General features: G+C 64.6%; 23 protein-coding genes and 1 pseudogene. 14 read left to right on the top strand and 10 right to left on the bottom strand.

What is annotated here, in order from left to right; all coding sequences use genetic code 11:
• The first annotated feature begins 161 nt into the window (after positions 1–161).
• Entirely contained in the window at positions 162–575 is a 414-nt protein-coding gene (locus tag IVB18_RS34330; RefSeq protein ID WP_247984730.1) for a MucR family transcriptional regulator, read from the top strand.
• A 5-nt stretch (positions 576–580) separates the two neighbouring features.
• Here the strand turns inward: IVB18_RS34330 and IVB18_RS34325 are convergent, their stop codons facing one another.
• Together IVB18_RS34325 and IVB18_RS34320 are read right to left on the bottom strand one after the other, a co-directional pair.
• On the bottom strand, positions 581–1,009 hold the full coding sequence (locus IVB18_RS34325; protein ID WP_247984729.1) for a SufE family protein: 429 nt from the start codon (positions 1,007–1,009) through the stop codon (positions 581–583).
• 66 nt (positions 1,010–1,075) lie between these two features.
• A complete protein-coding gene (locus IVB18_RS34320; RefSeq protein ID WP_247984728.1) occupies positions 1,076–1,501 on the bottom strand; it encodes a DUF5330 domain-containing protein in 426 nt (141 codons plus the stop codon).
• A 405-nt stretch (positions 1,502–1,906) separates the two neighbouring features.
• Between IVB18_RS34320 and IVB18_RS34315 the strand changes: the two genes are divergently transcribed.
• The 3 genes from IVB18_RS34315 to IVB18_RS34305 are packed head-to-tail and all read left to right on the top strand — an operon-like array spanning position 1,907 to position 4,872.
• Positions 1,907–3,784 (top strand): ATP-binding protein, encoded by a 1,878-nt coding sequence (locus IVB18_RS34315; protein ID WP_247984727.1) that lies wholly within the window; start codon positions 1,907–1,909, stop codon positions 3,782–3,784.
• On the top strand, positions 3,777–4,472 hold the full coding sequence (locus tag IVB18_RS34310) for a peptidoglycan-binding domain-containing protein (protein WP_247984726.1): 696 nt from the start codon (positions 3,777–3,779) through the stop codon (positions 4,470–4,472). Before IVB18_RS34315 ends, IVB18_RS34310 begins: the two co-directional genes overlap by 8 nt.
• 55 nt (positions 4,473–4,527) lie before the next feature.
• Positions 4,528–4,872, top strand: a complete 345-nt coding sequence (locus IVB18_RS34305; protein WP_247984725.1) for a DUF1491 family protein — start codon at positions 4,528–4,530, stop codon at positions 4,870–4,872.
• Here IVB18_RS34305 and IVB18_RS34300 read toward each other — a convergent pair whose 3' ends face one another.
• Positions 4,873–5,847, bottom strand: coding sequence for a DUF2336 domain-containing protein (locus tag IVB18_RS34300; protein ID WP_247984724.1), 975 nt, complete (start codon positions 5,845–5,847; stop codon positions 4,873–4,875).
• Between the two features lie 252 nt (positions 5,848–6,099).
• Here IVB18_RS34300 and IVB18_RS34295 point away from each other — a divergent pair, with 252 nt between their 5' ends.
• Together IVB18_RS34295 and IVB18_RS34290 are read left to right on the top strand one after the other, a co-directional pair.
• Entirely contained in the window at positions 6,100–6,288 is a 189-nt protein-coding gene (locus tag IVB18_RS34295) for a hypothetical protein (protein WP_247984723.1), read from the top strand.
• A 16-nt stretch (positions 6,289–6,304) separates the two neighbouring features.
• A complete protein-coding gene (locus IVB18_RS34290) occupies positions 6,305–7,066 on the top strand; it encodes a hypothetical protein (RefSeq protein ID WP_247984722.1) in 762 nt (253 codons plus the stop codon).
• Here IVB18_RS34290 and IVB18_RS34285 read toward each other — a convergent pair.
• Positions 7,063–7,923, bottom strand: coding sequence for a LysR family transcriptional regulator (locus IVB18_RS34285; protein WP_247984721.1), 861 nt, complete (start codon positions 7,921–7,923; stop codon positions 7,063–7,065). The genes IVB18_RS34290 and IVB18_RS34285 overlap by 4 nt on opposite strands.
• A 92-nt stretch (positions 7,924–8,015) precedes the next feature.
• Between IVB18_RS34285 and IVB18_RS34280 the strand changes: the two genes are divergently transcribed.
• The 6 genes and pseudogenes from IVB18_RS34280 to IVB18_RS34255 form a co-directional block, all read left to right on the top strand.
• Positions 8,016–8,864 (top strand): MBL fold metallo-hydrolase, encoded by an 849-nt coding sequence (locus tag IVB18_RS34280; protein ID WP_247984720.1) that lies wholly within the window; start codon positions 8,016–8,018, stop codon positions 8,862–8,864.
• A gap of 512 nt (positions 8,865–9,376) precedes the next feature.
• The gene (locus tag IVB18_RS34275) at positions 9,377–9,610 is read left to right on the top strand and encodes a hypothetical protein (protein WP_247984719.1); all 234 of its coding nucleotides are present in this window, start codon (positions 9,377–9,379) and stop codon (positions 9,608–9,610) included.
• A 49-nt stretch (positions 9,611–9,659) separates the two neighbouring features.
• The gene (locus tag IVB18_RS34270) at positions 9,660–10,604 is read left to right on the top strand and encodes a DUF1259 domain-containing protein (protein ID WP_247984718.1); all 945 of its coding nucleotides are present in this window, start codon (positions 9,660–9,662) and stop codon (positions 10,602–10,604) included.
• 191 nt (positions 10,605–10,795) lie between these two features.
• Entirely contained in the window at positions 10,796–11,389 is a 594-nt protein-coding gene (locus IVB18_RS34265; protein WP_247984717.1) for a hypothetical protein, read from the top strand.
• A 29-nt stretch (positions 11,390–11,418) separates the two neighbouring features.
• Positions 11,419–11,919, top strand: coding sequence for a heme-binding protein (locus IVB18_RS34260; protein WP_247984716.1), 501 nt, complete (start codon positions 11,419–11,421; stop codon positions 11,917–11,919).
• Positions 11,920–12,036: 117 nt separating this feature from the next.
• Positions 12,037–12,279 (top strand): annotated as a pseudogene (locus tag IVB18_RS34255) (VOC family protein); the annotation flags it as partial.
• 98 nt (positions 12,280–12,377) lie between these two features.
• Here IVB18_RS34255 and IVB18_RS34250 read toward each other — a convergent pair.
• From IVB18_RS34250 to IVB18_RS34235, 4 genes are all read right to left on the bottom strand, one after another.
• Positions 12,378–12,785: a hypothetical protein gene (locus IVB18_RS34250; RefSeq protein ID WP_247984715.1), complete on the bottom strand. Its 408-nt coding sequence runs from the start codon at positions 12,783–12,785 to the stop codon at positions 12,378–12,380.
• A gap of 835 nt (positions 12,786–13,620) precedes the next feature.
• Positions 13,621–14,205, bottom strand: a complete 585-nt coding sequence (locus IVB18_RS34245) for a DUF1254 domain-containing protein (RefSeq protein WP_247984714.1) — start codon at positions 14,203–14,205, stop codon at positions 13,621–13,623.
• Entirely contained in the window at positions 14,202–14,780 is a 579-nt protein-coding gene (locus IVB18_RS34240; protein WP_247984713.1) for a DUF1214 domain-containing protein, read from the bottom strand. The genes IVB18_RS34245 and IVB18_RS34240 overlap by 4 nt, the downstream gene beginning before the upstream one ends.
• A 10-nt stretch (positions 14,781–14,790) precedes the next feature.
• On the bottom strand, positions 14,791–17,094 hold the full coding sequence (locus IVB18_RS34235) for a PBP1A family penicillin-binding protein (protein WP_247984712.1): 2,304 nt from the start codon (positions 17,092–17,094) through the stop codon (positions 14,791–14,793).
• A gap of 293 nt (positions 17,095–17,387) precedes the next feature.
• Here IVB18_RS34235 and IVB18_RS34230 point away from each other — a divergent pair, with 293 nt between their 5' ends.
• Positions 17,388–17,903, top strand: coding sequence for a YcgN family cysteine cluster protein (locus IVB18_RS34230; protein ID WP_247984711.1), 516 nt, complete (start codon positions 17,388–17,390; stop codon positions 17,901–17,903).
• 156 nt (positions 17,904–18,059) lie between these two features.
• The gene (locus IVB18_RS34225; RefSeq protein ID WP_247984710.1) at positions 18,060–19,640 is read left to right on the top strand and encodes an MDR family MFS transporter; all 1,581 of its coding nucleotides are present in this window, start codon (positions 18,060–18,062) and stop codon (positions 19,638–19,640) included.
• Between the two features lie 4 nt (positions 19,641–19,644).
• Here the strand turns inward: IVB18_RS34225 and IVB18_RS34220 are convergent, their stop codons facing one another.
• Together IVB18_RS34220 and IVB18_RS34215 are read right to left on the bottom strand one after the other, a co-directional pair.
• Positions 19,645–21,351 (bottom strand): alpha/beta-hydrolase family protein, encoded by a 1,707-nt coding sequence (locus tag IVB18_RS34220; RefSeq protein ID WP_247984709.1) that lies wholly within the window; start codon positions 21,349–21,351, stop codon positions 19,645–19,647.
• A 21-nt stretch (positions 21,352–21,372) separates the two neighbouring features.
• Positions 21,373–23,886, bottom strand: a complete 2,514-nt coding sequence (locus IVB18_RS34215; protein ID WP_247984708.1) for a GAF domain-containing protein — start codon at positions 23,884–23,886, stop codon at positions 21,373–21,375.
• Between the last annotated feature and the right edge of the window lie 52 nt (positions 23,887–23,938).

Genomic DNA, 23,938 nt, shown 5'->3' with positions numbered 1-23,938 from the left:
ATTCGCGGAGTGCAGCGCCGTCTTCTTGTCACCTCCGCAGTCATCCGCTCATATTGGTCAGTCGTCACATTTCAGTCGAACGTATTGTTGACATCGAATACTTCAGCGTCGTGAATCTCAAGAGACGCAAGACAGACGCAAGTTGGAGAAAGGTCGGGTCCATGTCGGATGCCGCGGGCAAGAATTTCATCGAGCTGACGGCGAACATCGTGTCGGCCTATCTCAGCAACAATCCGACGCCGGCCGCCGAGATTTCCAACCTGATCAGCCAGGTGCATGGTGCGCTGGTGCGGGTGTCGTCAGGCCGCGTGGAGGCGCCGCTCGAGCCGGCCAAGCCGGCGGTCTCGCTGAAGAAGTCGATCGCGCCGGACTATCTGGTCTGTCTGGAAGACGGCAAGCGCTTCAAGTCGCTGAAGCGGCATCTGCGCACCCAGTACAGCATGACGCCGGAGCAATATCGCGAGAAATGGGGCCTGCCGGCCGATTATCCCATGGTCGCGCCGAACTATGCGGTGGCGCGCTCGCAACTGGCGAAGAAGATGGGATTGGGGCAGCAGCAGCGGAAGCGGAAGTAAGCTTCCTACGAGGCGTCCGCGAGCGCCGCTTTCGCATCGGCCTTGATACGTTCGACCATCGAGCGCAGGCCGTTGGAGCGCTGCGGCGTCAAATGGTCGCGAAAGCCGAACTCGTTGAACACAGCGATGGCGTCGGTCGCAAGAATCTCCTGCGGCGTGCGGCCGGAATAGAGCGAGAGCACGATCGCGACCAGGCCGCGCACGATATGGGCGTCGCTGTCGCCGAGATATTTCAGGCGCGGTGCGCCGTGGCCGCGGTCGACGTGCTTGGCGAGCCAGACCTGGCTGACGCAGCCCTGCACCTTGTTGGCCGCGGAGTGCTCCGCCTCGGACAGCGGTTCCAGGGTGCGGCCGAGTTCGATGACATACCGGTAGCGGTCGTCCCACTCGTCCAGGAGCTCGAAATTGTCCCTGATTTCGTCGATTGTCGTCATGTGGCCCGTGTTCCCGTTCAGGCCAATATAGGGATGCAAGTGGGTGAAATCGATAGGGTTTGGGCCCTAATTCGCGACTTGCGGGCCACGCCACTCCAGCGCGAGGTCGTCCTGGGTCAGGGTTTCGCGCGGCGCCTCGCTCGCAGCTATATCGCCTTCACCGGCCATCGCGATCGAACCGGTGTGGTCGGGCGCCTTCTTGTCATTCTTCTCGTTGGTGATCTGCTCCTTCTTGTCGTTGATGATCTGGTAGAGCTTGCGCGCGCCGTCCTGCGCCCGTTGGCCGATGATGGTTGCGGCCTGACCGCCGACCTCGCAGGCCGCCGGCTGGCGTTTGCAGAACTGGCTCGCGTCGGAGACGGCCGCGGTCGCAGCCTGCACGGCATCGGCAGCGCCGATCTGCGGCAGCTTCTCCGATTCGGGCGTCTTGTCCCGCGGCAGGAGCACCAGCACCAGCCCGAGCCAGAATGTGATGCGGAGCAGAAAGCGCATCTTGCGACCTGTGTGTTAGATCCCTCCGCGGCGATTGCCGCGCGCGTCCGATCTAGCAATCCTCGATAAATCGCAAGTGATTGCCTTCCGCTTAATTCGCGGAAAATTTACGCAAAAATCTTCGCAACCGGCGGTCTCGTAAATTTTCGATTGACGCGCACGCCCGTGATTCCCCTGGCCCGCGCATCCACCAATTCGAAACCATGAGGGGGAGGGTGAAACCCTGTGTTCACCATCCCCGCCGATGACATCGCCAAATCGTCTAAAAAGCCCCGCGATGATACGGTGTCCGGCGGCAGGCCGGGCGGCCTTAGCGTTCGTTTAAGGTCACTCTGACACGTTGGCTCAACGATAAGGAGGCGTTCCGGCGCGTCTTCTCGACGATTGAGCCGAAGCGCGAGACCCGTGACAGTTTTGAGTATCATCCGCGATTGTCTCGATGCGCTGCTGCATCCCTCCGCGCGTTACGACGCGCTGACGCGCGCGCGCCATCGTGCCTTCATGGCGCCGAGGCTGCTGGGAAGCCTGGCGGCGTTTGCCGCATTTCCGGTCTATCTCGCCATGCGCGGCGCGCCGAGCGCGATCGAGGTTGCGGCCTTCGCGTGGCTGATCGCACCGATTCTGTTGTCCTGGTTCCTGTCGCGCACCGGCCGCTATGAAGGCGCGCATGTACTGTCGTCGCTGGCGCTCGCCGGCCTGATCATGGCGATTGCGGCCACGACCGGCGGCATCGAATCATTTGCTGCGATCTGGCTGGTCGTGGTTCCCCTCGAAGCCGCGTTGTCGGCTTCGCGCCGCGTTGCGGCCTTCGCCTCGCTGCTTGCACTGTCCTGCGCCGGGATCTTGATCCTCGTCAGCCAACTCGGCTGGTTGCCCGGCGACGCCAGTGCCGCAGAGCGCGGAATATTGATGGCGTTCGGCGTCGCTTCGGCGACGCTCTATGCCGCGGGCCTCGCCTTCGGTGCGGAATCGCTCGCGCGCACCAGCGTCGCGCTGCTGTCGCGCGAAGAAGAGCGCTATCGCCTGCTGGCGCGCAACATGAGCGACGTCATCTCGCGGCATCAACGTAACGGCGCGGTGCAGTTCATCTCGCCGGCGGCTGAGGCCATGCTCGGCATGCCCATTGCGCGACTGCTCGGCCACGGCCTGTTCGACCGTGTCCATGTCGCGGATCGCCCGGCCTATCTCACTGCGCTCTCGGATGCCGCGCGCGGCCACGTCCGCAGCGTCGAGTTCCGACTGCGACAGGAGAAAGCCGGCTCCGAGCGCGGCCAAGCCGATTTTCAGGTCGATTTCATCTGGGTCGAGATGCGCTGCCGTCCGCTCGAGCTGGATCCGGGCCGCCGGGCTCTTGACCGTGATGTCGCGAGCGAGGCCGATGTCGTCGCCGTGATGCGCGATGTCACCGATCGCAAGCTCGCGGAGCAGGCGCTCGATCAGGCCCGCAGCGCCGCGGAGGCGGCCGACGCCGCCAAGACGCGCTTCCTCGCCACCATGAGCCACGAATTGCGTACGCCGCTCAACGCCATCATCGGCTTCTCCGAGATGATCGCGCAGGAGCAGACTTTGATGCTCGGCGCGGCCCAGCGCAAGGAATATGCCCAGCTCATCAACGATTCCGGGCAGCATCTGCTCTCGCTCGTCAACGGCATACTCGACATGTCCAAGATGGAATCGGGCAATTTCGAGATTGCGGCGGAGCCGTTCGCGCCGCGGGCCTCGCTCATGCACTGCTGCAATCTGCTCGCGCTGAAAGCGCGGGAGAACGGTATTGATCTGATCACCGATGCGCCGCAGGATTTGCCGGTGATGACCGGCGATCCGCGCGCCTTCAAGCAGATCGTGCTCAACCTCGTCGCCAACGCCATCAAGTTCACCGAGCGCGGCGGTCAGGTCACTGTTGTTGCCGCGGTGTCGGGATCGCAACTCACGCTGCGCATCAGCGACACCGGCGTCGGTATCGCGCCCGACGATCTCAAGCGTGTCGGCGCGCCGTTCTTCCAGGCAGGCAAGACCTATCAGCGCCGCCACGAAGGCACCGGCCTCGGTCTTTCGATCGTGAACGGTCTGGTGGCATTGCATCTCGGCGAATTGACGGTACAAAGCAGGCTCGGCGAGGGCACCGCCGTCACCGTCAAGCTGCCGCTCGTCTACACGCCGCCGCAAGTCAAGGCGCCCGAGAGCAAGATCGCGACGCTGACGCCGGTGCTGCGCCAAGAACCTCAGGATCAACCTCAGGATCAACTTCAGGACCAACCTGCTTTGGTGAAGAAAAGTGCCTAGAAAGCCCGCAAAGGACGAAGCTGCTCGGCGCCGCCGTGGCGCAAAGGCCGCGGTCGTGGATATCGAGACCGAGCGCAATCTCGCGATGCGGATACTGCTGCACAGCCCCAAGGACACGCTGGCCGGGCTGGTCGCCGTCGCGGCCGTCAGCGCCATCGTCGCCAACGCGCTGTTCCTTCAGACCGGCCGGCATCCGGCGCCGATGTTCGGCACAGTGATCAATCTTCCGATGCCGTCGTCCGTCCCGCAGCCGAATCCCATGCCGCGCCCGCGCCCCGTCGGCGCCGATACGTCGCCGCTCGAGCCGAAGGCGACTGAGTTCCGTGCCGAGCCGAAGCCGGCCGAGAAGGCGCCCGAGAAGCCCATTGAGGCGACCGCATCGACGCCGAGAGCAGGCGATCCCATGACCAATCTGGTCAAGGCCACGACATCTCCTTCCGTCGCCGTCGCGCGTCCGCCGGCGCCCATTCCGGTGCAGCAAAGCCCGGTTGCGCGCCGCATCTCCGGCGTGCAGCGCGCGCTGTCCGAATATGGCTATGGTCAGTTGAAGGTCACGGGCACAATGAGCGGCGAAACCCAGTCCGCGATCCAGAAATTCGAGCGCGAGCACAAGATGCAGGTCACCGGCCAGGTGTCCGATCGCCTGTTGCGCGAACTCGGGGCCGCGATCGGCCATCCCGTCGAATAATCGTCACGCTTGCGGAGGCTGGTGCTGATTGCGGCACTGGCCTATCGTGCGATTTATGCGCCTAAAATCAAACATATGGGTCGCGGCCTATCTGCGCCGGTGTCAGACCGAGGGCGTGTTCGGCGCGGTGCGCCGTCGCGGCGCCGAGGAAGCGGGCGCGGTGTTCGTCAAGGTCGCGCTGCTCGACGGCAACGCGATGCTCTACGTGCCGGCGCCGCAAACCGTCTATGACGACGGCCGGCCGGTCGATCGGTTCTTTGTGCCGGCCGCGCCGCAGCCGATGCCGGAGCCTGCGGTCGAGGAGCGTCTGACCAAGGAGATCCGCTTCGACTCGGACGCCTGGATCGTCGAGACCGAGGACCGCGCGGGCCGGCACTTCCTCGAACTGGCGCGGACCTGATTAGCGATCCGATCCGTCGGTCCCCGTCCGCACCGCGGGACTCGAGCCGGGCTGCACGCCCGGCCGCGGCTGGTTTGCGCTTGCGCGCGCGCGCTGGCGTTCGCTGTCATGCAGCGTCGACTGGTATTTCGCGCGCGTGACGGCGAGCGTGGAGCCGCGCCAGGCGGCGAGCAACACCAGCGCGGAGCGGTCGCTCAGCCGGTCATAGAGCCGCGACAGCCGGTAGACCGCGTCCACGGACGTGCCGATCTCCGGCTTGAAGAACAACAGGATGCGCTGGAAGTTGGGGCTCGGCATGTCGAGCGCGCGGGCGGCGACCGCGATCGCTTCGCCGCCGGGGTCGTCGACAATCTGGGCTGCGACGCGCGAGGGCAGGATCAGGCTGTCACCGAGTTCGGAGATGAAATTCTCGAAATCGTTGGCGATCGCCGCCATCTCCAGGATCTGGATCGCGCGCTTGGCGCGCACGGTCGGAATGCGCGGCGCCGCCTTCAGCGGGGTCTGCGCCAGATTGTGCAGGATCAGCGCACGGTCGGACGCGCCGGCGCGGAAGAACATGTCGTGGATCTCGGCCGCGTCCTTCGGCTGCATCGCCAGGTTCGAGGCCATGCGTTGCTCGGCCTCCGTCGGTGCGCGGACCGGGGCGGGGGCCGGCGGCGGAGCGGGAATCTCGCGCGCGAGCGGAACCCTGCGGCCTTCCTGCGCAGCCGTCAGCCCGAGCTTCTGCATGATCGGGGCGGGTGTGGACGGATAGATCGCGAGCCGCGCCTTGACGGCGGCGCGCGTCGCGTCGTCGACCTGGTCGATCAGCCGCGTGGCAAGCTCGACGAACTGGCGCTGCTCGTCGTCGCTGTGGGTGCTGGCCTGGACATAGAGGTCGGTCAGCACGCGCAGCAGCGTCGGACGGATGTCGACGCCCTCGCGGCGGGAGAGGGACATCAGCCCGTCGAATCCGGGAAACAGTGACTTGGTCATTGAGGCGTACGCAACTCGGAAGAGACTGTTGCCGCAGCCTATCGCAGCTTGGTTTAAAGCCTCGTTAAGGAAAACGAGACGTGAAACGGGACGCGTCATCTAGGCTGTTGTCGTCCTGCAACGGGACGCTACGCCCGCCCCGTGCGGTTACGGTCCGAACGTCACGTTTACACCCCGTTAACCATGTGCTGATCTTAATGAGCCCATGTTGCAGGAGCGCGCTTGGTCGCGCGGCAATAGAAGAGAGCTGACATGGGGACCATCGTTGAATTTCCGGCCGGTCGCCGGGTGGGCTCGTCGGGGGATGTCGCTCCGAGCGCGGACATGGGAACGATCCTGATCCTTCCCGTGATCCGTATCGAGCGCGAGGCGGATGAAACCAGCGGCGATCGTGGGCCGGAAGCAGGCACAGCGCCGGGGCGCCGTCGTCGTCGCCGCTGACGTCCGGTTTCGTCTAATGCCGGAGCCCATCCGCCAGATCCGGCCTTTCGTATCGGCCGTCCTGCTTGCACTGTCAGGTGCGATGCTCGCAGCCTGTAGCGGCGGCGATTTCGGCCGTACCCGCGCCGACATGCGCAGCGACGACATGCATCGCTGGCTGGGGGCCGAGGTCACCTCCAGCGTCGGTCTGAAGCCATCGCAATTCCAGCTCACCGACGAAGAGCGCCAACTTCGCGACCTCGCCTATCCCCTGATCGAGCCGCCGTTGTCGCGGCCTGCCTGGAAGAGCGTGTTCGGCGACTACAAGGCGTTGCCGTCGCCCTGGCGCCAAAAGGTGGTGTTCGACCGCACCATGTACGGACGCACGCTGATCGACGAGCCGCATCGCTCGCATTCCTCGCGCTATGCGCAGTTGATCGAGGACGTGCGCAACGACATCACCCGCTTCGAGCCGTACTTTGCGAGCGCGATCCGCGTCATCGATCTCGACAAGAAGCGCAATGCCAGCATGGCGCGCGTCTCCGAGCTGTCGCCGAGGGAGAAGGCAGATGCGGTCGAGCGCATGCAGGAGAACTCGCTGATCGTGCAGTGGGTACAGCAATGCCTGGAGCAGCGCGTCTCGTCCTATCGCTGGGCGCTGGAGCGGCTGGTGATCCAGGCGCCCGACGGCATGGCCGCCGACGCCGACCGCCTGATCGGCGAGCTCGCCGCCCAGACCGCCAACCCGCCGGTTGCGGCCCAGCCGGCCTACGGCCGCGCGGTCAGCGTGCGCGGCTAGTTTTTGCGAGCGACGCGCCGAGGCTTGGCGCGATCGGGCTTGCGCCGCTGCTTCTGGAGCTTCGCGACAAAGTCCTTCAGCGCGTCCGAGAGCGGTGCCGATGCGCGATAGGCGAGGCCGACCTCGCGCTTGACCTTGACCTCGATCTCGCGGACGGCCACGTCCGGATTGCTGCGCGCCACGCCTTCGGGAACGATGGCGATGCCGACGCCGGCCGCAACCAGCGCCATGGCCCAATCCTCCGATTGTGCGATCGCCGCGGGTTGGCGGCGTTGCGCGGTGCGTCCGAAGAATTCGCTCTGCTCGCAATGACAGCGGTCGATCAGCGGAACGTCGGCCAGATCGGCGGCGCGGAGCTTGTCCTTGAGCGTCAGCGGATGCGACGGCGGCAGGGCCGCGACATAGCGCTCGCTCCAGAGCGCGACGAAATGTTCATCAGTGCGCAGCATGCTTTTCGAGATGATCCGCGCATCGGCGCGCTCGTCGCTGCCGACGAGGCGAAGCGCAATGTCCGCACGGGCCGTCAGCGGCTTCAACAGCGCGATCGTGCGCGGCACGTCGAGCGTGCGCATCAGGCCCAGCGTCAGCGTGCTCTTCGTACTTGGTTTCCGGAACAGGCTGCGCGCGGCATCGGCCTCGTCGATGATGCGGCGGGCGAGGACGTGAAACTGCTCGGCCGAGGCGGTGGGCGCGACGCCCTTCTTGTGGCGGATGAACAGCGTCGTGCCGAGCTCGGCCTCCAGGCTGGTGATCGCGGTGGAGATCGACGGCTGCGACACGAAGCACGAGCGCGCCGCAGCGGTCAGGTTGCGCGCGCGGTAGACGGCGGCGAAGTAGCGAAGCTCGCGGATGTCCATAGGATAGACCTAGAGATACTATCAATATTCGATATTTTACCTATAGATCTGGCAATGACAAGGCCCTGCTCACATAAGGCGAGGGTCTTCCAATGAAAATCCATCATCTCAACACCGGCACGATGTGCCCGATGGGCCGCCGCCTGGTGAACGGCACCGGCAGCCTGTTCCAGCGCGCACGCATGGTCTGCCACTGCCTGTTGATCGAAACCAATGACGGGCTTGCCCTGGTCGATACCGGCATCGGCCTCGGCGATATCGCAACGCCCGACCGTCTGGGGCGGCGATGGGTGCGGCAGACCGCACCAAAACTCGACCCGTCCGAGACGGCGGTGCAACAGGTGAAAGCGCTCGGCTATTCGCTCAACGACGTGCGTCACGTGCTGCTGACGCATCTCGACCGCGACCACGCCGGCGGTGTGCCCGACTTTCCGCATGCCGCGATCCACGTCCATCGCGCCGAATACGAGATGGCGGTGCTGCGAAAGCCCGCGCCGCCCCAAGGGCGCTATGTCACGGAGCAGTGGCAGCACGGACCGGGCTGGAAATTCTGTGGCGAAGCCGGCGAAGACTGGTTCGGCTTCAAGGGCGTGCGCGCGCTGGGGAACGGGGAGGGGGATATCCTGATGATCCCGCTCGCCGGTCATACGCTCGGCCATTGCGGCATTGCGGTGCGCTCAGGCGACAAATGGCTGCTGCATGCCGGCGACAGCTATTTCCATCACGGGCAGCTCGAGGCATCGCCGCGCATGCCACTGGTGCTCGGCTATTTCCAGCGCCGCGGCGACATGGACCGGAAGCTGCGGATCGCGAACCAGGAACGGCTGCGTGCGCTGAAGCTCAGCCACGGCGACCGCGTGACGATCTTCAACAGCCATGATCCCGTTGATTACGAGAGCTGCCGGTGCGGCGGGGAATCGCGAAGCAAGAGCTCGCGTTGATTTCGCACAAGACGTCAAGGCCTTGATCAGTTGGTGCCCGTAGCCCGCGACCTTGGATCCGCTCATGTAGCAGCGGATCATTTCGTCGGGCAGGCGAGGTTGAATGGTGTCCGCATCCGGAAGGGCCTCGACCTTCCAAACCCCTTGGCCTCCGTTGTCCGCAAGTTTCAAGACGGTGGACGGTGCGGTTCCGTTCGGACAGTGAACTCTTCGTGACGCTCGAACACATGCCGGTTGACAGCTCCGCGCTCGCGGCTTTTATTTAGGGTACGGGGATGTGCGATCTCCTCGCGAGGCGACATGCCCAAGAATCGCGTCCTGATCACCAAGGGCGCAGCATGTCATCATACATCCCGATTTCATCCCACAGATTGTCTCGACTTATCGGCACGTCGGCCGCGCCGATGCTCATCGACGTGCGCATCGATGCCGGCGTCCTACTGCGCCTCGTATAGGGGCAAGATCGCGAAACGGACTTCACCTGGGGCAGGGATACGACCAGGAGAACGAAGATGCGAACGCTGACAATCTTTCACACGGTCCTGCTTCTGACGCTCGCGGGCGGGCTGTCGAGTGCACACGCGCTGACTCAAGAGGAACTCGCCGCCAGGATCCAGGCGGCCGGCTACTCGCAGGTCAGCGACATCAAGTCGACCGCCAAGGGCACGACCGCCAAGGCCGTGAAGAACGGCAAGGGGGTGCGGCTGGTCGTCGACAGCAGCGGCCAGATCAAAGAGCAAAAGTGAGATGCTGACGGCTCGACAGCGCGGAATTCAAGCTCAAGGGAGCAGATCCATGCGAAAGACAATCTCGGCGCTGATAGGCATCGGCGCCTGCTTATTCGCGACCGGCGGAAGCGTTCGGATGGTCGATTGGCGAGCGTTCACCGAGCTGTTCGTCGCGACCGCTCACGCGCAAGATGCCGATTGGCAGAAGGTCGATGAGACACTGGGCCGAAAGGCGGCCGTCACGGGCGATGTCCATCGCTACGGCTTTCCGCGCACCGACCTGACGGTGACGCTTGACGGCGTAACCATCAAGCCGGCACTCGCGCTTGGCGGCTGGGTCGCGTTCAAGCCCGCGCATGGCGGCATCATGGCGATGGGCGACCTGGTGCTGCTGGAGTCGGAAATCAACCCGGTCATGCTGAAGATGATCGCGAGCGGGCTCGAGATCACCGCCGTCCATAATCATCTGCTCGGCGCGAGCCCGGCGACGTTCTACATGCATGTTGCCGGGCACGGCGATCCGATCAAGATCGCGACTGCCATCCGAGACGCGCTTGCCGAAAGCAAGACGCCGCTGTCTGCAGCCCCTGCAGCGGCCCCTCCGCCTGCCGTCGATCTCGACACCGCACAACTCGATCAGATCATCGGCGCCAAGGGGCAGGCCAACGGCGGCGTCTATCAGTTCAACGTTCCCCGCCGCGATCCGGTTACCGAAGAAGGGATGCAATTGAGCCCCGCCGGTCCGCTGGGCGTTGCAACCGCCATCAACTTTCAACCGACCGGCGGCGGCAAGGCGGCCATCACCGGCGATTTCGTGATGACCAGCGGCGAGGTGAACCCCGTGATCAAGGCGCTGCGGTCGCATGGCATCGGCGTGACGGCTCTCCATAGCCACATGCTGGATGAACAGCCGCGCCTCTTCTTCATGCACTTCTGGGCCAACAACGACGCGATCAAGCTTGCCACCGGCTTGCGTGCCGCGCTCGACAAGACGGCCAGCACAAAAGACTGACGCGGGGTGCGTGAAATGGTTTTGCAGATTTGTGTTTCGCGCTGCGCCGAGTCGCCAGTCGATTCCACCAATTGAACGTCGAGGTAAGACAGCCGATGATCTGCACCGCCCCAGCCCTTCCGCCGCGACCTTCTGCCTGGACGAGGCTCGCACTGACGTCGATGCTGGCCTTGTCGATGGGAGGGAACGCCGTGGCCGAGACCCTGAATTTTGACAACGCTCCTGCCGGAACGTCGCCCGAAGGGTGGACTTTAACGAAGACCGGCAAGGGAGAACCGAAATGGACCGTCGAGGCGGAGCCCACGGCGCCAAGCAAGCCGAACGTTTTCAAGCAATCCGGACGGGCGACTTTTCCGGTGGCCATCAAGAGTGACACCTCCATCCGCGACGGCTTCGTCGAGGTGAAATTCAAGGCCGTCGCCGGGTCCGAGGATCGCGCCGCGGGAATCATCTGGCGCGCGAAGGATCCCGACAATTACTACGTGGTCCGGGCTAACGCGCTGGAGGACAATGTCGTCCCGTACAAGACGATCAACGGCCTTCGAACGTCGCTGGAGATCGTGGGCCGCAGAGGAGGCTATGGCGTCCGCACACCGGTGCCGTCAGGACAATGGCACGTGCTGCGCTGCAACTTCGCAGGAAGTCGGTTCAAGGTGACCTATGACGGACGGCCGCTATTCGAGGTGGAGGACACCACGATTGCGCGCGCGGGCATGATCGGCCTGTGGACCAAGGCGGATAGCGTGACCCTGTTCGATGATCTGACATATGGCGAGATCAAATAGGCGTTTGTCCACCTTTGCCGGAGATTGGCATGAACTTTCGACGCCCGTCGATCGCGACGGCCCTGCTGATTGCGTCTATCTGCCAACCGCGGGCGGAAGAGGGCTTGGTCGCCTACAAATCACTTACTCCGGAGTTGGCACTCGATCTCGCGCGAGCCGCCTTGAGCAGCTGCCGCGCCCGCGGATATCAGGTCGCCGTCGCCGTCGTTGATCGTTTCGGCGTCACGCAAGTCATGCTGCGCAATCGCTTCGCGGGCCCACACACGCCATTAACGGCATCGGGTAAGGCTTGGACGGCCGCCTCGTTCAAGACCAGCACGACGGAGCTGAATGCGACCAGCCAGCCCGGCATGATGCAGGCCGGCATTCGCAACCTTCCTGGAGCAGTCATCATAGGGGGAGGATTGATCGTCGAAGCAGGGGGCTCGCTGGTTGGAGCGGTGGGCGTGTCCGGAGCTCCGGGCGGTGACGCGGACGAAGCGTGCGCGAGGGCGGGGATCGACGCCATACGTGACAAGCTGGAGTTCTGAGCGGCAAGAACTCGGACCCGTGCGTTCGTCGAGCTAAAATCGCGCCAGCGACGCGGAACTGGGGAAGCAGCACGGCTCTCAAGGACTGCTGACGTCGAATAGGAGTCGCAGCGCGGCTTCGCGCTGTTCAAAGAGGGCAGCGCTGAGCCGGCGGCCAATCGCACGGCGATCATCGAGTTCCAAGTCGGTGACGTCAAAACGGAGTTTGCGAGATTGAAAGATCAAGTGGAGGTCGTGCACGAGCCGAAGATGATGCCTTGGGGAAATTGCGCGGCCCAGTTCCGCGATCCCGAAGGGACGCTCGTGAGCCTCTATACCCCCGTCACCGAGGCTGCCAAAAAGCGATTTGGAGGGCGATGACACGGAACGACGGAGCCAGCTTTAACGAACTGTTCTCGGCCGGGCCATCGTAGCTGGGCGACGCGCGCTGGTGCGGTCTCGACCCCCGGGTTTAGTGGTCAGTCCGGGGTGTCACGGCTCGTTCCAATGGCGTGGAAAGTCCTTCCGCATGGTGTCGTTTCGACGAACGCCTCATAGAATTGTTCTCGGGGGTTCTTATCGACCTCGGTCTGAAGCATCCTGTACAAGACACGGATATAGCGAATTTTGTTTCCGAGCAGGGCATTGAGAGACGAGTTGCTCGGTTGAAACACTGGTATCGAGCAGCAGTTTGGATGATTTGCCAGATAGGATTTCGGGGTATCTGTCGGCAAGTAGTCACCGATCCTGTACGCTTCATGGGCAATGGCACTTTCGAACAGCTCTTGATTGGAGAGGTACCGCACTTCGCGATAGCAAAATCCAGTTAGGTTCAGCACGAGCAGGACGAAGCTTGCAATAATCATGAACCCTATAAGCTTGGCCATCCGGTTACCGTACCTTGTCTTTGCCTGCCTAGCATCTTGCCTGGCCAACACAATCGAACTTAACTCTCACGTTCCGCGGCGCTGCAAGCGTGGTTTCCCGTACAAATAAGCCAATCGACCATTGGCTCTGTGCGGTTTCGTCCGGTTTATGAGCACTACCTTGCCTCAAGGAAGGTCTGCTTCGGCCGAAAGCGTAAAGTGCGGCCCCGAATGCTGATCCAGCCAACTTATCAAAGCCTCCCGAACGCAATCGATGACGCTGACGTGCTCGCGGCACTCGGATTGTTCGAACAGACGACGGCAATGACCAGATCAAGAGCGGACATCAGCGGGGCGGTGTCCGAGACATCCGCGACATCTCGCGGTGTGAGGTCTCACGAACACGACGGCATGCGGGTTAGCTTTCGCACGCTTGACCGATCGACGCGTGCCGGCACAATCTCGGCTCGCGGATTTCCCGGCGCTGTGGTCTCGGTCTGCAGCGCAAGCCCTTCGCGCATCCAGCGCGGCCAGCCATCCAAATCCAATACTGGTTCCGCTGGTGAGTTGTCTCTGCATGCTGCGCGCGACGACAGCGATCCTTTGGTCATGGCAACCTCTGCTCCGACATGAAAAAACCCGCGACGGATTGCTCCGCGCGGGTGCAGCGATTTTCTTGATGGTGCCATTATGCAGGTGTTTTGCCCGACGTGTCAAAGGCGACCGGAACGGTCATGTTGCCGTTCGCGCGGCTGCCGATCGGGGGCTTGGATTAAGCCAATGAATTCAATACCCCTGCTACTGTGCATGGGGTTGTTTTTCACGTTTTTTGTTTCGCGCTCGCGAAACGCCTGCGTCACCGCCGGCCGCGCGGTGCTTCGGCCTTGGCCGGCGGCTCGGTCTGCGGCGCGCAGGTCGCAGCCGCCAGCGTCGCCTGGGCCTGAGGCATCAGGCCGGGCTCGGCGGCGAGCGCCTTCATCACGATCAGGCCCGTGGTGCTCGGCGAGTCGATGATCAGGCGGTCGGCCGCGGTGATCTCCTCGTCCTCGGGCAGCTCGTTGTGTTGGGCTTCGGTCATGAGATCGAGCTCGATCACCTTCCTGCCCGCCGAGCGGTCGTTGATCGCGTAATAGGCGATCTCGTTGCGGGTGTAGAACGACACCGAGGTGTAGGCCTGACTCACGGGCACGGTGAGCTTGATCGGTCCGCCCGACAAGTCGTAGCGGCAGGTCGCCAGCGCGAAGGCCGGGTCCATGAACGGCATCGGCGAGGTGCCGGGATCGGCGAGGGGAAGCTGTGTGACGCCGTTGAGCTTCGTCATCGGCGTCAGCCGCGAATAGGCGTCCTGGGTCGCGATCCGCGGCAGCGTCAGCACACTGACGAGATGGACGATGAGGCCCAGTACGACACCGGCAACGATGGTGAACAGGAGCCGGATCATGAGCAGCCCACCGTCGTGATCGTCGGCATCGGCGCATCGCGCTGCGTGCGCGTCGCGACACCAACCGGCGTATCGTAGAGGCGAAGCATCAGCGCGTAGCGCTCGATGCCGCCGGTCGGCAGCCAGTTGCCGGAGCGCGAGCGCGAGGCGATGCGGATCTCGAACGAGCCGTCGGACTGCCGCACGATCTCCTGGCTGGTGAAGCCGTAGCGCTGCAGCGAGTTGGCGACGAGGTGACCCTTGCGGTCATAGAGCGTCAGCGTCCAGAACCGCGCCGGCGGCGTGACGCCGGAGACGACCACGTCGCAGCGGCCGTCGAGCGCTCTCTTCTTGACGTCGGCGGTCGCGGTGAAGGCGACGCCGTCACCGGTGCCGATCGGCAGCTCGCCATTGCGCACGATGGTCGCGCGCGAATAGGGATCGACGTCGGCGGTGCCGGTGCGCGGCCGCGCCGTCCACGGCCCGATGGTCAGCGCGCCGATCTCGGTGCCACGCGTCGTCGTCATCCAGGTCGCGCCGACGCCGACGACGGTCGCGAGCAGCAGCGCCGTCAATGTGATGAGGATCAGCCGCACGGGATTACGATCAGTTCTTGCGCGGGACGGATGAGCCCGCATTCCCCGCGGTCTCCGCTGCATAGTTCTGCGGGAACGCGAGCGCGCTCGACGACGCGGCCGGCTTGCCCGGGCTCGCCGGGTCGTCGGCGGCCGCCTTGGTCGCGGTCTTGGCCGCATCATCCAGCAGCTTCTCGACCCGCACCAGGACATCGGCGCCGCGCTTGGTCAGCACGGGCGGCGGACCGGGCTTTGTCTCCAGCACCTTCGGCGCCGCATTGGCCGGCGCGTTGGCGGCCATCGGCTGCGGCGGCAGCTTCTGGCCCATGCCGATGCCGGGAATTTCCCTGACCTCGACGCCCTGATGTGCCGCGACCATGATGTCGTGCCAGGTCTGCGCCGGCAGCGAGCCGCCGGTCATGCGGTTGGTCGGCGAATAGTCGTCGTTGCCGTACCAGACCGCGCAGGTGAAGTTGCCGGTGTAGCCGACGAACCAGGCGTCGCGATACGCATTGGTGGTGCCGGTCTTGCCCGCGGTCGGAATGCCGTCCAGCGCGGCGCGGCGCGCGGTGCCTTCGCTGACGACGTGGCTCATCATGCCGGCCATGTCCGATGCGACCGATGCGGGGATCGCCTGCCGCGGCTTCGGACCGTCGCGGTCCCAGCGCCAGACCGGATCGCCGGCGCCGGTGCGCACCTCGAGCACCGAATGCGGCGTCACGGCCCGGCCCCTGTTGGGGAAGGTCGCGTAGGCCACCGCGTGCTCGAGCACGGTGACTTCGTCGGAGCCGATCGGCAGCGACGGCGTGTCGGGCAGCGGCGCCTTGAGACCGAAGCGGCGGGCGACCTCGACGATCTTGGCGCGGCCGATCTTGGCCGGGTTCGGCGCCTTCGGCTGTTCCTTCTGGCCGATCGCGATCGACAATTTCACCGGCACCACGTTGATCGAGCGCGTGATCGCCTGCGTCAGCGTCACCGCGCCGGAATAGGAATGGCCATAGTTCTGCGGACACCAATTGCCGATGCAGACCGGGCCGTCGACCACGATCGAGTTCGGCGTAAAGCCGTTCAGCAGCGCGGTGGTGTAGACATAGGGTTTGAACGACGAGCCGGGCTGACGGTAGGCGTCGGTGGCGCGGTTGAACTGGCTTGCGCCATAGTCGCGGCCGCCGACCATGGCGCGGATGCCGCCGTCGAGATCGGACACCACGGTCGCTGCCTGCGTCGCATGATAGTCGCGGCCGAACTGGCGAAGCTGGTTCTCGATCGCGTCTTCGGCGGCCTTCTGCACGTTGGTGTCGATCGCGGTGCGGACCACGAACACGCGCTCGGTGTAGGACTTCGGGAAGGTGTCGACCAGCTTGCGCATCTCGTCGAAGGCGTAGTCGAGATAATAGTTCGGCGAGGCCTCGTCGCGACGGTCGACGGCGAAGGCAGGATTGCGGCGGGCGCCGAACACCTGGCCCTCGGTCATGAAGCCGGCATCGACGAGGTTGTCGAGCACGACGTTGGCGCGGGCGCGCGCGGCGGGCAGGTTGATGTGGGGCGCGTACTTTGTCGGTGCCTTGAACAGGCCGGCGAGCATCGCGGCTTCCGCCAGCGTCACGTCGCGCGCGGATTTGTTGAAGTAGAAATGCGCGGCGCCGTCGACGCCGAAGGTGCCGCCACCCATATAGGCGCGGTCGAGATAGAGCTTGAGGATCTCGTTCTTGGTCAGGCGCCATTCCAGCCAGACCGCGAGGAACGCCTCGTTGACCTTGCGCTCGATGGTGCGCTCGTTGCTCAAAAACAGGTTCTTGGCGAGCTGCTGCGTGATCGAGGAGCCGCCCTGGCGGACGCCGCCGGCCTGGGCGTTGGTGACCAGCGCGCGCCCCGTGCCGGCGATGTCGATGCCGAAATGATCGTAGAAGCGGCGGTCTTCGGTGGCGAGCGTCGCCTTGATCAGCACGTCCGGAAAATCTTCCAGCGGGATCGAGTCGTTGTGCTTGATGCCGCGGCTGCCGATCGGGTTGCCGTAGCGGTCGAGGAAGCTCACCGCCAGATCGGACTTCTTCAGCCAGTCCTCATCCGCGGTCTCGCGGAAGGCGGGGATGGCGAGCGTCAGCAGCAGGACCAGGCCGCCGAGCCCGAGGGTTGCGGCCTCCGACAGCGGCTCGATGAACACCCAGCGCTTCCACCGTCCGACATAGAAGCGGTCCATGAAGGTCGAGTAGCGCTCGTAGAGCTCGCGGATGCCCTTGGCCGAGGAGAACAGCGAGGAATCGATGCGCGCATCGAGGTCCAGGAAGAAATTCCGGACCCTGGCCTTCCAATGCGGTGGTATGATCTGGCGCACCTAGAACCCTTGAGGCTCGGTTCGAAAGCGTTCAAGCACCCAGCCGGGGCGGCATCGAGACGTCTTGCGGGAATGTTGCGGCAAACCCAAGGCGCCCGGTTCGCGTCCGTGGGGACTTGCTGTTCCTTCTAGCCGAGCGGGGCCTATAAACCAATGGTCACGCTCGGGATTTTGAACAACAGGCCTAATTGACCCCGGTTCATTACGGGCCTCACGGGGGCGTTGCTTGCGGCTTCACGGCCGCATGCCCTAGATGGCACTAGCCGTAGCTCTTTCGAATCTTGTTGAGGCGCATGACCGCAGCTCGCAAACGACCTTCCGACCAGGAAGGATTCTTCTGGAAAACCAAGACGTTGGAAGAGATGTCGGGGCCCGAATGGGAGAGCCTGTGCGACGGCTGCGGCCGCTGCTGCCTGAACAAGCTCGAGGATGAGGATACCGGCCAGATCTATTTCACCCATGTCGGCTGCAAGCTGCTCGATGCCGGCACCTGCGGCTGCAAGGACTACCCGAATCGTTCCGACAAGGTTCCGGACTGCGTGCGCCTGACCCCGGCCAACGTCCGCACCCTGAACTGGCTGCCGCCCAGCTGCGGCTACAAGCTCGTCGCCGAGGGACGCGATCTCTATTGGTGGCATCCCCTGGTGTCCGGCGATCCCAACACCGTGCATGAGGCCGGCGTCTCCGTGCGCGGGCGGGTCCAGGGCAGCGAGGAACAGATCCCGGACGAGGATCTCGAGCATCATATCGTGCAATGGCCGGCGCAGCTGCCGAAACGGGCGCGCTTGAAGCGACGTCCGAAGGACTGATCCGCCCGACTGCGCCAATCACGCGTTCGGCATGACCCGGGGGCGGGATGCACCCATGCGTCGCGGTGCCTGCCCGAGAAGAACTTTGCTGCTTAGATTGGACTGCATAGAACGAATCCTTCGCGGCATTGCGCCGCTGCACCACGTCCGATCGAGATGAACAAGTTCGAACGGCAGAGCAAATCTGCCGACACCCAGGCATTGCCTGACGATATCGCCGAGGAACTGTCCCGCCTTCCGAGCGAGGTCATCAGCGTCAGCGACGCACCCTCGCTGGCGCCGCCGGCGCCGCTGTCGCAGGACGAAGTCCGCACCATCGTGATCAGCCTGATGCTGACGATGTTCCTGGCGGCGCTCGACCAGACCATTGTGGCGACCGCGCTGCCGACCATCGGGCGCCAGTTCCAGGACGTCTCGAACCTGTCCTGGGTGATCACGGCCTATCTGCTCGCCTCGACCGCGGTTGCGCCGGTGTTCGGGACGCTGAGCGACATCTATGGCCGCAAGGCCATGATCATCGCGTCATTGAGCCTGTTTATTGCGGGCTCGGTGCTGTGCGCGATCGCGCCGAGCATGCCGATGCTGATCCTGGCGCGCGGCCTCCAGGGCCTCGGCGGCGGCGGCATCATGCCGGTCGTTCAAACCGTGATCTCCGACGTGGTCTCACCGCGCGAGCGCGGCCAGTATCAAGCCTATTTCTCCAGCGTCTGGATGGTCGGCGGCATCCTCGGTCCCGTGATCGGCGGTGTGTTCGCAGAGCATCTGCACTGGTCGATGATCTTCTGGATCAATTTGCCGCTCGCCGCCGCCGCGCTCGCGCTGCTGCTGCCGAAGATGAACAAGATCCCGTCGTTCCACCGCAAGCGCAAGGTCGACTGGCTCGGCGGCGTGCTGCTGATGGCCTCCGCAGTCGTCTTCATGCTGGTGCTGACCTGGGGCGGCACGCGTTATCCGTGGCTGTCGCCGACCGTTCTTGCGATGGTGGGCGGCGCTGTCGCACTCGCTGTCAGCTTCGTATGGCACGCGCGGCGGGCGGACGAGCCGTTCCTGCCGCTGCCGCTGCTCAGTGGAAAGGTCGCGCCGTTCGCATTGACGGCCGGCGGCTGCGGGCTCGGTGCGATTACCGGCCTCACTGTCCAGCTCCCGCTCTATTACGAGTCGGTCTACCACCTCAGCGCCAGCGAGGCGGGGCTTGCGCTGATTCCGCTCGCTGCGGTCTCGACCTGCGGCGCGGCGATCGCCGGCCGCACCATGGCGCGCGCCAAGCACTACAAGCGCGTCGCCATCATCGGCACATCCTGGGCCGCGATCTGCGCGCTGGGCCTCACGCTGACCACCTTGCCGTTGTGGGGACTGCTGACGCTGATGGCCGCGTTCGCGCTCGGGCTCGGCACGACCTTCCCGGTCTGCGTGGTCTCGCTACAGAATTCGGTTGCCCGTCCCCAGGTCGGCACCATCACCGGCGCGATGAATTTCTTCCGCTCGCTGATGTCCTCATTCACAGTTGCGGCGTTCGCTGCGATCCTGCTCATCGCGCTTGGCGCCGACGTTCCGCTTGCCGGCGAGCATCACGGCGCCGTCAATGCGATCCCTGCCGACGACATGCGGCACGCGTTCCGCTACGTCTTCGGCGCCGCCACGGCGCTGATGACCACCGCCGCGCTTTGCCTGATCGCGATGGAGGAGCGGCCGCTGGCCGGTCCCTCCACAGCGCAACCCGTCGAGATGGCGGAGTAGGGCCTCATCCACCGCGATCGGTGTAGGGATCGTCGCCGGAATTGCCCTCGGCTGCCTTCCGCGCCGCCGCCGCAAGATGGCTCTTGAGTCGCGCCAGCGCATCGGCAGACCAGTTATGGACATCGGTCACCGCGACCCAGGCATCGACGTAATGCTCGGGCGCATAGACGTGGCCAAAGCCCATCGGCGTATTGGTCGCCACCGCCATGTCGAGGGCGAGTTGCAGCATCGTCACGACGGGATACCATCGCAGCTCCGGTGACACGTCCGGCCCGCGCGGCGCTGTCATCCACGCCGGGGCCCGAAAGGCGTCGCGGTAGGCGAAGAACGTGATCGCGTCACTGGCATATTGCAGATAGACCACGCGCATCGGCCCCCAGGGCGTATCTGGCGGCACCGTCGGCCCGTTCTGATTCATGAAACGGGCGAAGCGGCCGTCGCCGAATTCCGGCAGCCAGGCCGGCGAACCCTGATTGCGGTTCGCGGTGACCGAGCGCCAGATGCGGCTCTCGAACGGCGGCCCGCTCCACAGCGCGCCGGCAATCGGGTCGCCGATCGTTTCGAACAGCTCCGCGGATTTCTCCGAATTCATCGCGCCGAGGCTGAGCCCATGCAGGTACAGCTTCGGCCGCCTGTCCTTCGGCAGTGTCGTCCAGTATCCGTAGATCTCCGAGAACAGCGCACGCGCCGCTTCCGCGCCGTATTCGGGCTGAAACAGCAGCGACAGCGGGCTGTTGAGATAGGAATACTGTACCGCGACGCTGGCGACGTCGCCATGGTGGAGATGTTCGACCGCATTCATCGCAGCCGGGTCGATCCAGCCGGTTCCGGTCGGCGTAATGACGATGAGCGTCGCGCGTTCAAAACCGCGCTGGCGCTTGAGCTCGTCGAGCGCAAGCCTGGCGCGCGCCTGCGCCGTGTCGCCGGCACCAAGGCCCACATAGACGCGCACGGGGTCCTGCGCGGGCCTTCCCGTGATGGCGCTGATCTCGGCTGCGGTCGGACCGGAGGCAACGAATTCACGCCCCGCACGCCCGAGCTGCTTCCACTTCACCAGCGATGCCGGGCTTCCTGTTCGATTGGGTGCGGTCGGCTGCGGCCGCTCGGGCTCGAGCAAGGCATCGAATTCGTGAAACGACAGATCGAGCGCGTTAAACGCCGTGCGGATCAGGAGATTGTTGGCGATTGACCAGAACAGCAGGCCTGCAACGAACACGCCGATGACGTTCGCGATCTTTCGCGGAATGACGCGCCGTTTGCGCGCGGCAAGGAAGCGGGCGACAAGCACGAACAGCCGCGCCAGCACCAGCAGCACGACGAACGTGATCAGGGCGATGGCGCAGACTTTCAGCGGGTGCGCGGTCTCGACCGGCGCCATCTTCATGACGGCGCGGATCGAGTTCTGCCATTCGGCAGCCCGCCGCAGAAAGACGATGACGACGAGCAGGCAACCGGTGGCGACCAGTGAATTGGCGCTCGATCTCACGCGCGCCGAAGGCTCGGGCAATTCAAGATAGTGCCACAGCCAGCGCCATAGGATGCCGGCGAGGTAGCCGATCGCAAAGCAGGCGCCGGCGAGGACGCCTTGCGTGAGATAGCTGCGCGGGATCAGAGTCGGCGTCAGCGCGGCCGCGAAGAACAGCGCGCCCAGCATGAGGCCGACGCCGGACAACGAGAGCAATTGCCGTCGAATGAGCCGCGCCAGATTCATGAAAGCACCCTCCGAGCGATGCTATCCTCTGTCGTTATCTGAAAAACTGCTCTTCCGCGGCAAACGGATCGTGAACTCGGTGAACTCGCCGGGACGCGTATCGACGTCGATGGTGCCGCCGTGCTGCTTGACGATGATGTCGTGGCTGATGGAGAGGCCGAGGCCCGTGCCTTCACCGGCGGGCTTCGTCGTGAAGAAGGGATTGAACAGCTTCTCCTTCACGTCAGGCGCAATGCCGATACCGTTGTCGCGGATGCGGATCTCGACTTCAGCGCCGCAGTCGCGCGTCGCGGCGCTGAGCGTGGGCGCGAAGCTTTCGCGGTTGCCGTGCCTTTCCAGGGCATAGAAGCCGTTCGAGATCAGGTTCAGCAGCACCCGCGTGATTTCCTGCGGAAACACCTCTGCCGTGCCGGCCCTTGGATCGAGCTCACGCTTGAGCGTGACGTCGAACTGGGGCCTCTCGGCACGTGCGCCGTGATAGGCGAGGTCGAGGCTCTCCTCGACCAGGGCGTTGATGTCGGTCATCCGGTGCTCGCCGACGCCCTCGCGCGAATGCAGCAGCATATTCTTGACGATGGAGTCGGCGCGCCTGCCGTGTTGCACGACCTTTCCAAGATTGTCCTTCAGCAGTCCCGTCAGCTCGTCGATCTCCGCGCGGACGCTGTCTGCGAGCGGGACAGGCGCGAGCGCCTCGTTCAGCTCGTCGGTCAGCTCGGCGGAAAGTGATGCGAAATTGTTGACGAAGTTGAGCGGGTTCTTGATCTCATGCGCGATGCCGGCGGTGAGCTGGCCGAGGGAAGCGAGCTTCTCGGTCTGGATCAGCCGGTCTTGGGCAGCGCGCAAATCGTCGAGCGATTGGGCGAGCTCCCTGGTGCGGTCCTGCACCTCGTTGAACAGCCGCGTGTTCTCGATGGCGATCACGGCCTGGTCGGCAAAGATCTTGAGCAGAGTGATCGCCTTGTCCGGGAAAGGACCGGCCTCCGGTCGCGTGACGCCGATGGTGCCGATCGCAACGCCATCGCGCAGCATCGGGATCACCAGGATGCTGCGATAGCCTCTTGTCCGCGCCAGCTCCTTCATCGCCTCCGTGAGGTCGGGTTCGGTCTGCATGTCGTTGCGGAAAGCATAATCTCCGCTCGTCGCCACCCGGCTGTGAATGCCGGATGCCGAAAGCGGCGTCGGGAACGAGCCGAGCAGATCCGCGTTGCCGGCTTCGTTGTCGGTGGTGAAGGCCGCCAGGTGCAGCATGCCGTCGATGACGCGGGTGACGGTCGACGAATGTCCCCCGACCAGCGTCTTGGCACTGTCGGAGATGGCCTGGAACACCGGGGTCACATCCGACGGCGAAGCTGCAATGACCTTGAGGATGTCTGCGGTGGCGGTCTGCCGTTCCAGCGCTTCCCTGGTCGCGTTGAACAGGCTGACATTCTTGATCGCGATCACGGCCTGGTCGGCGAAGGTCTGCAAGAGCTTTACATGGTGCTCGCCGAATTCGCCGGTCGCGCGGCGCGTGGCGATGATGATTCCGATGGCCTCGCCCTCGCTCATCAGCGGCGCGAACAGCATGCTGCGATAGCCGCGGGCGCGCGCGATATCGCGTGCGGCCGGTTCGAGCTCGGTGTCTGGGAGCTGCGCTGCGGCGCCATTGGCCACGAGGTCGTAGGGTGGGAACTGCGCGAACGGCACCGGGAACGAGGCCTGCAGCACTCGGTCGCCGGCAGGGTCCGTCGGTGTGAATGCCGCCAGATGCGCGGCGCCTTCGATATAACGCAGCACTGCCGTGGAAAAGCCGCCGATCAATCGATTGGCGTTGGCGGCGATGGCGTCGAACACCGGTTGCACGTCCGCCGGCGAGCCTGCCATCACCTTGAGAATCTCGGCCGTGGCGGTCTGGCGCTCCAGCGCCTCTCTCGTTTCGTTGAACAGCCGCGCATTCTCGATCGCGATCACGGCCTGGTCGGCGAAGGTCTGGAGCAACTCCAACTGGTCCGGTGCAAACGCGCCGGGCTCGGCGCGCGTGACGCTGATCATGCCGACCGGCGTGCCCCTGTTCATCAGCGGCATGAACAGGACGCTGCGGAAGCCGCGCAGCCGCGCCAGGTCCCGGTTCAGCTCCGGGACGTCGGCGGCTTCGCTGTCGGGAAACTGGATCGTCTCGCCGCCGCGAACCAGCGCAAAGGTCGGGAACTCCGCGATCCGGCGCGGGAATGACGCTTTCAGTCCCGCGTCCGCCTCCGGGCTGGTCGGCGTATACGCCACGAGGTGCAGTTCGTCGCCGATGAACTGGAGCACGGTGGCGGAGAAGCCGCCGAGCAGGCGTTTCGAGCTGGACGCGATCGCAGCGAATACCGGCCGGGCGTCGGAGGGGGAGGCCGCGATGGTGCGCAGGATCTCGGCGCTCGCGCTCTGGCGGTCACGCGCAATGGAGAGCTCGCTTCGCAGCTGCGCGTTCTCGGCCGCGCCCGACTGCAATTGCCGTTCGAGCTCGTCGATCCTGCGCCTCAGCGCGGCGACATCGTTGGAAGGCGCGGTCATTCGTAATCCGGCTCACTGCCGCGACGCGGCTACGTCCGCCCGATTAACACAT

It is taken from the genome of Bradyrhizobium sp. 186, from assembly GCF_023101685.1.
Classification (GTDB): Bacteria; Pseudomonadota; Alphaproteobacteria; order Rhizobiales; family Xanthobacteraceae; genus Bradyrhizobium.
This window is presented reverse-complemented; position numbering and strand designations above follow the sequence as displayed.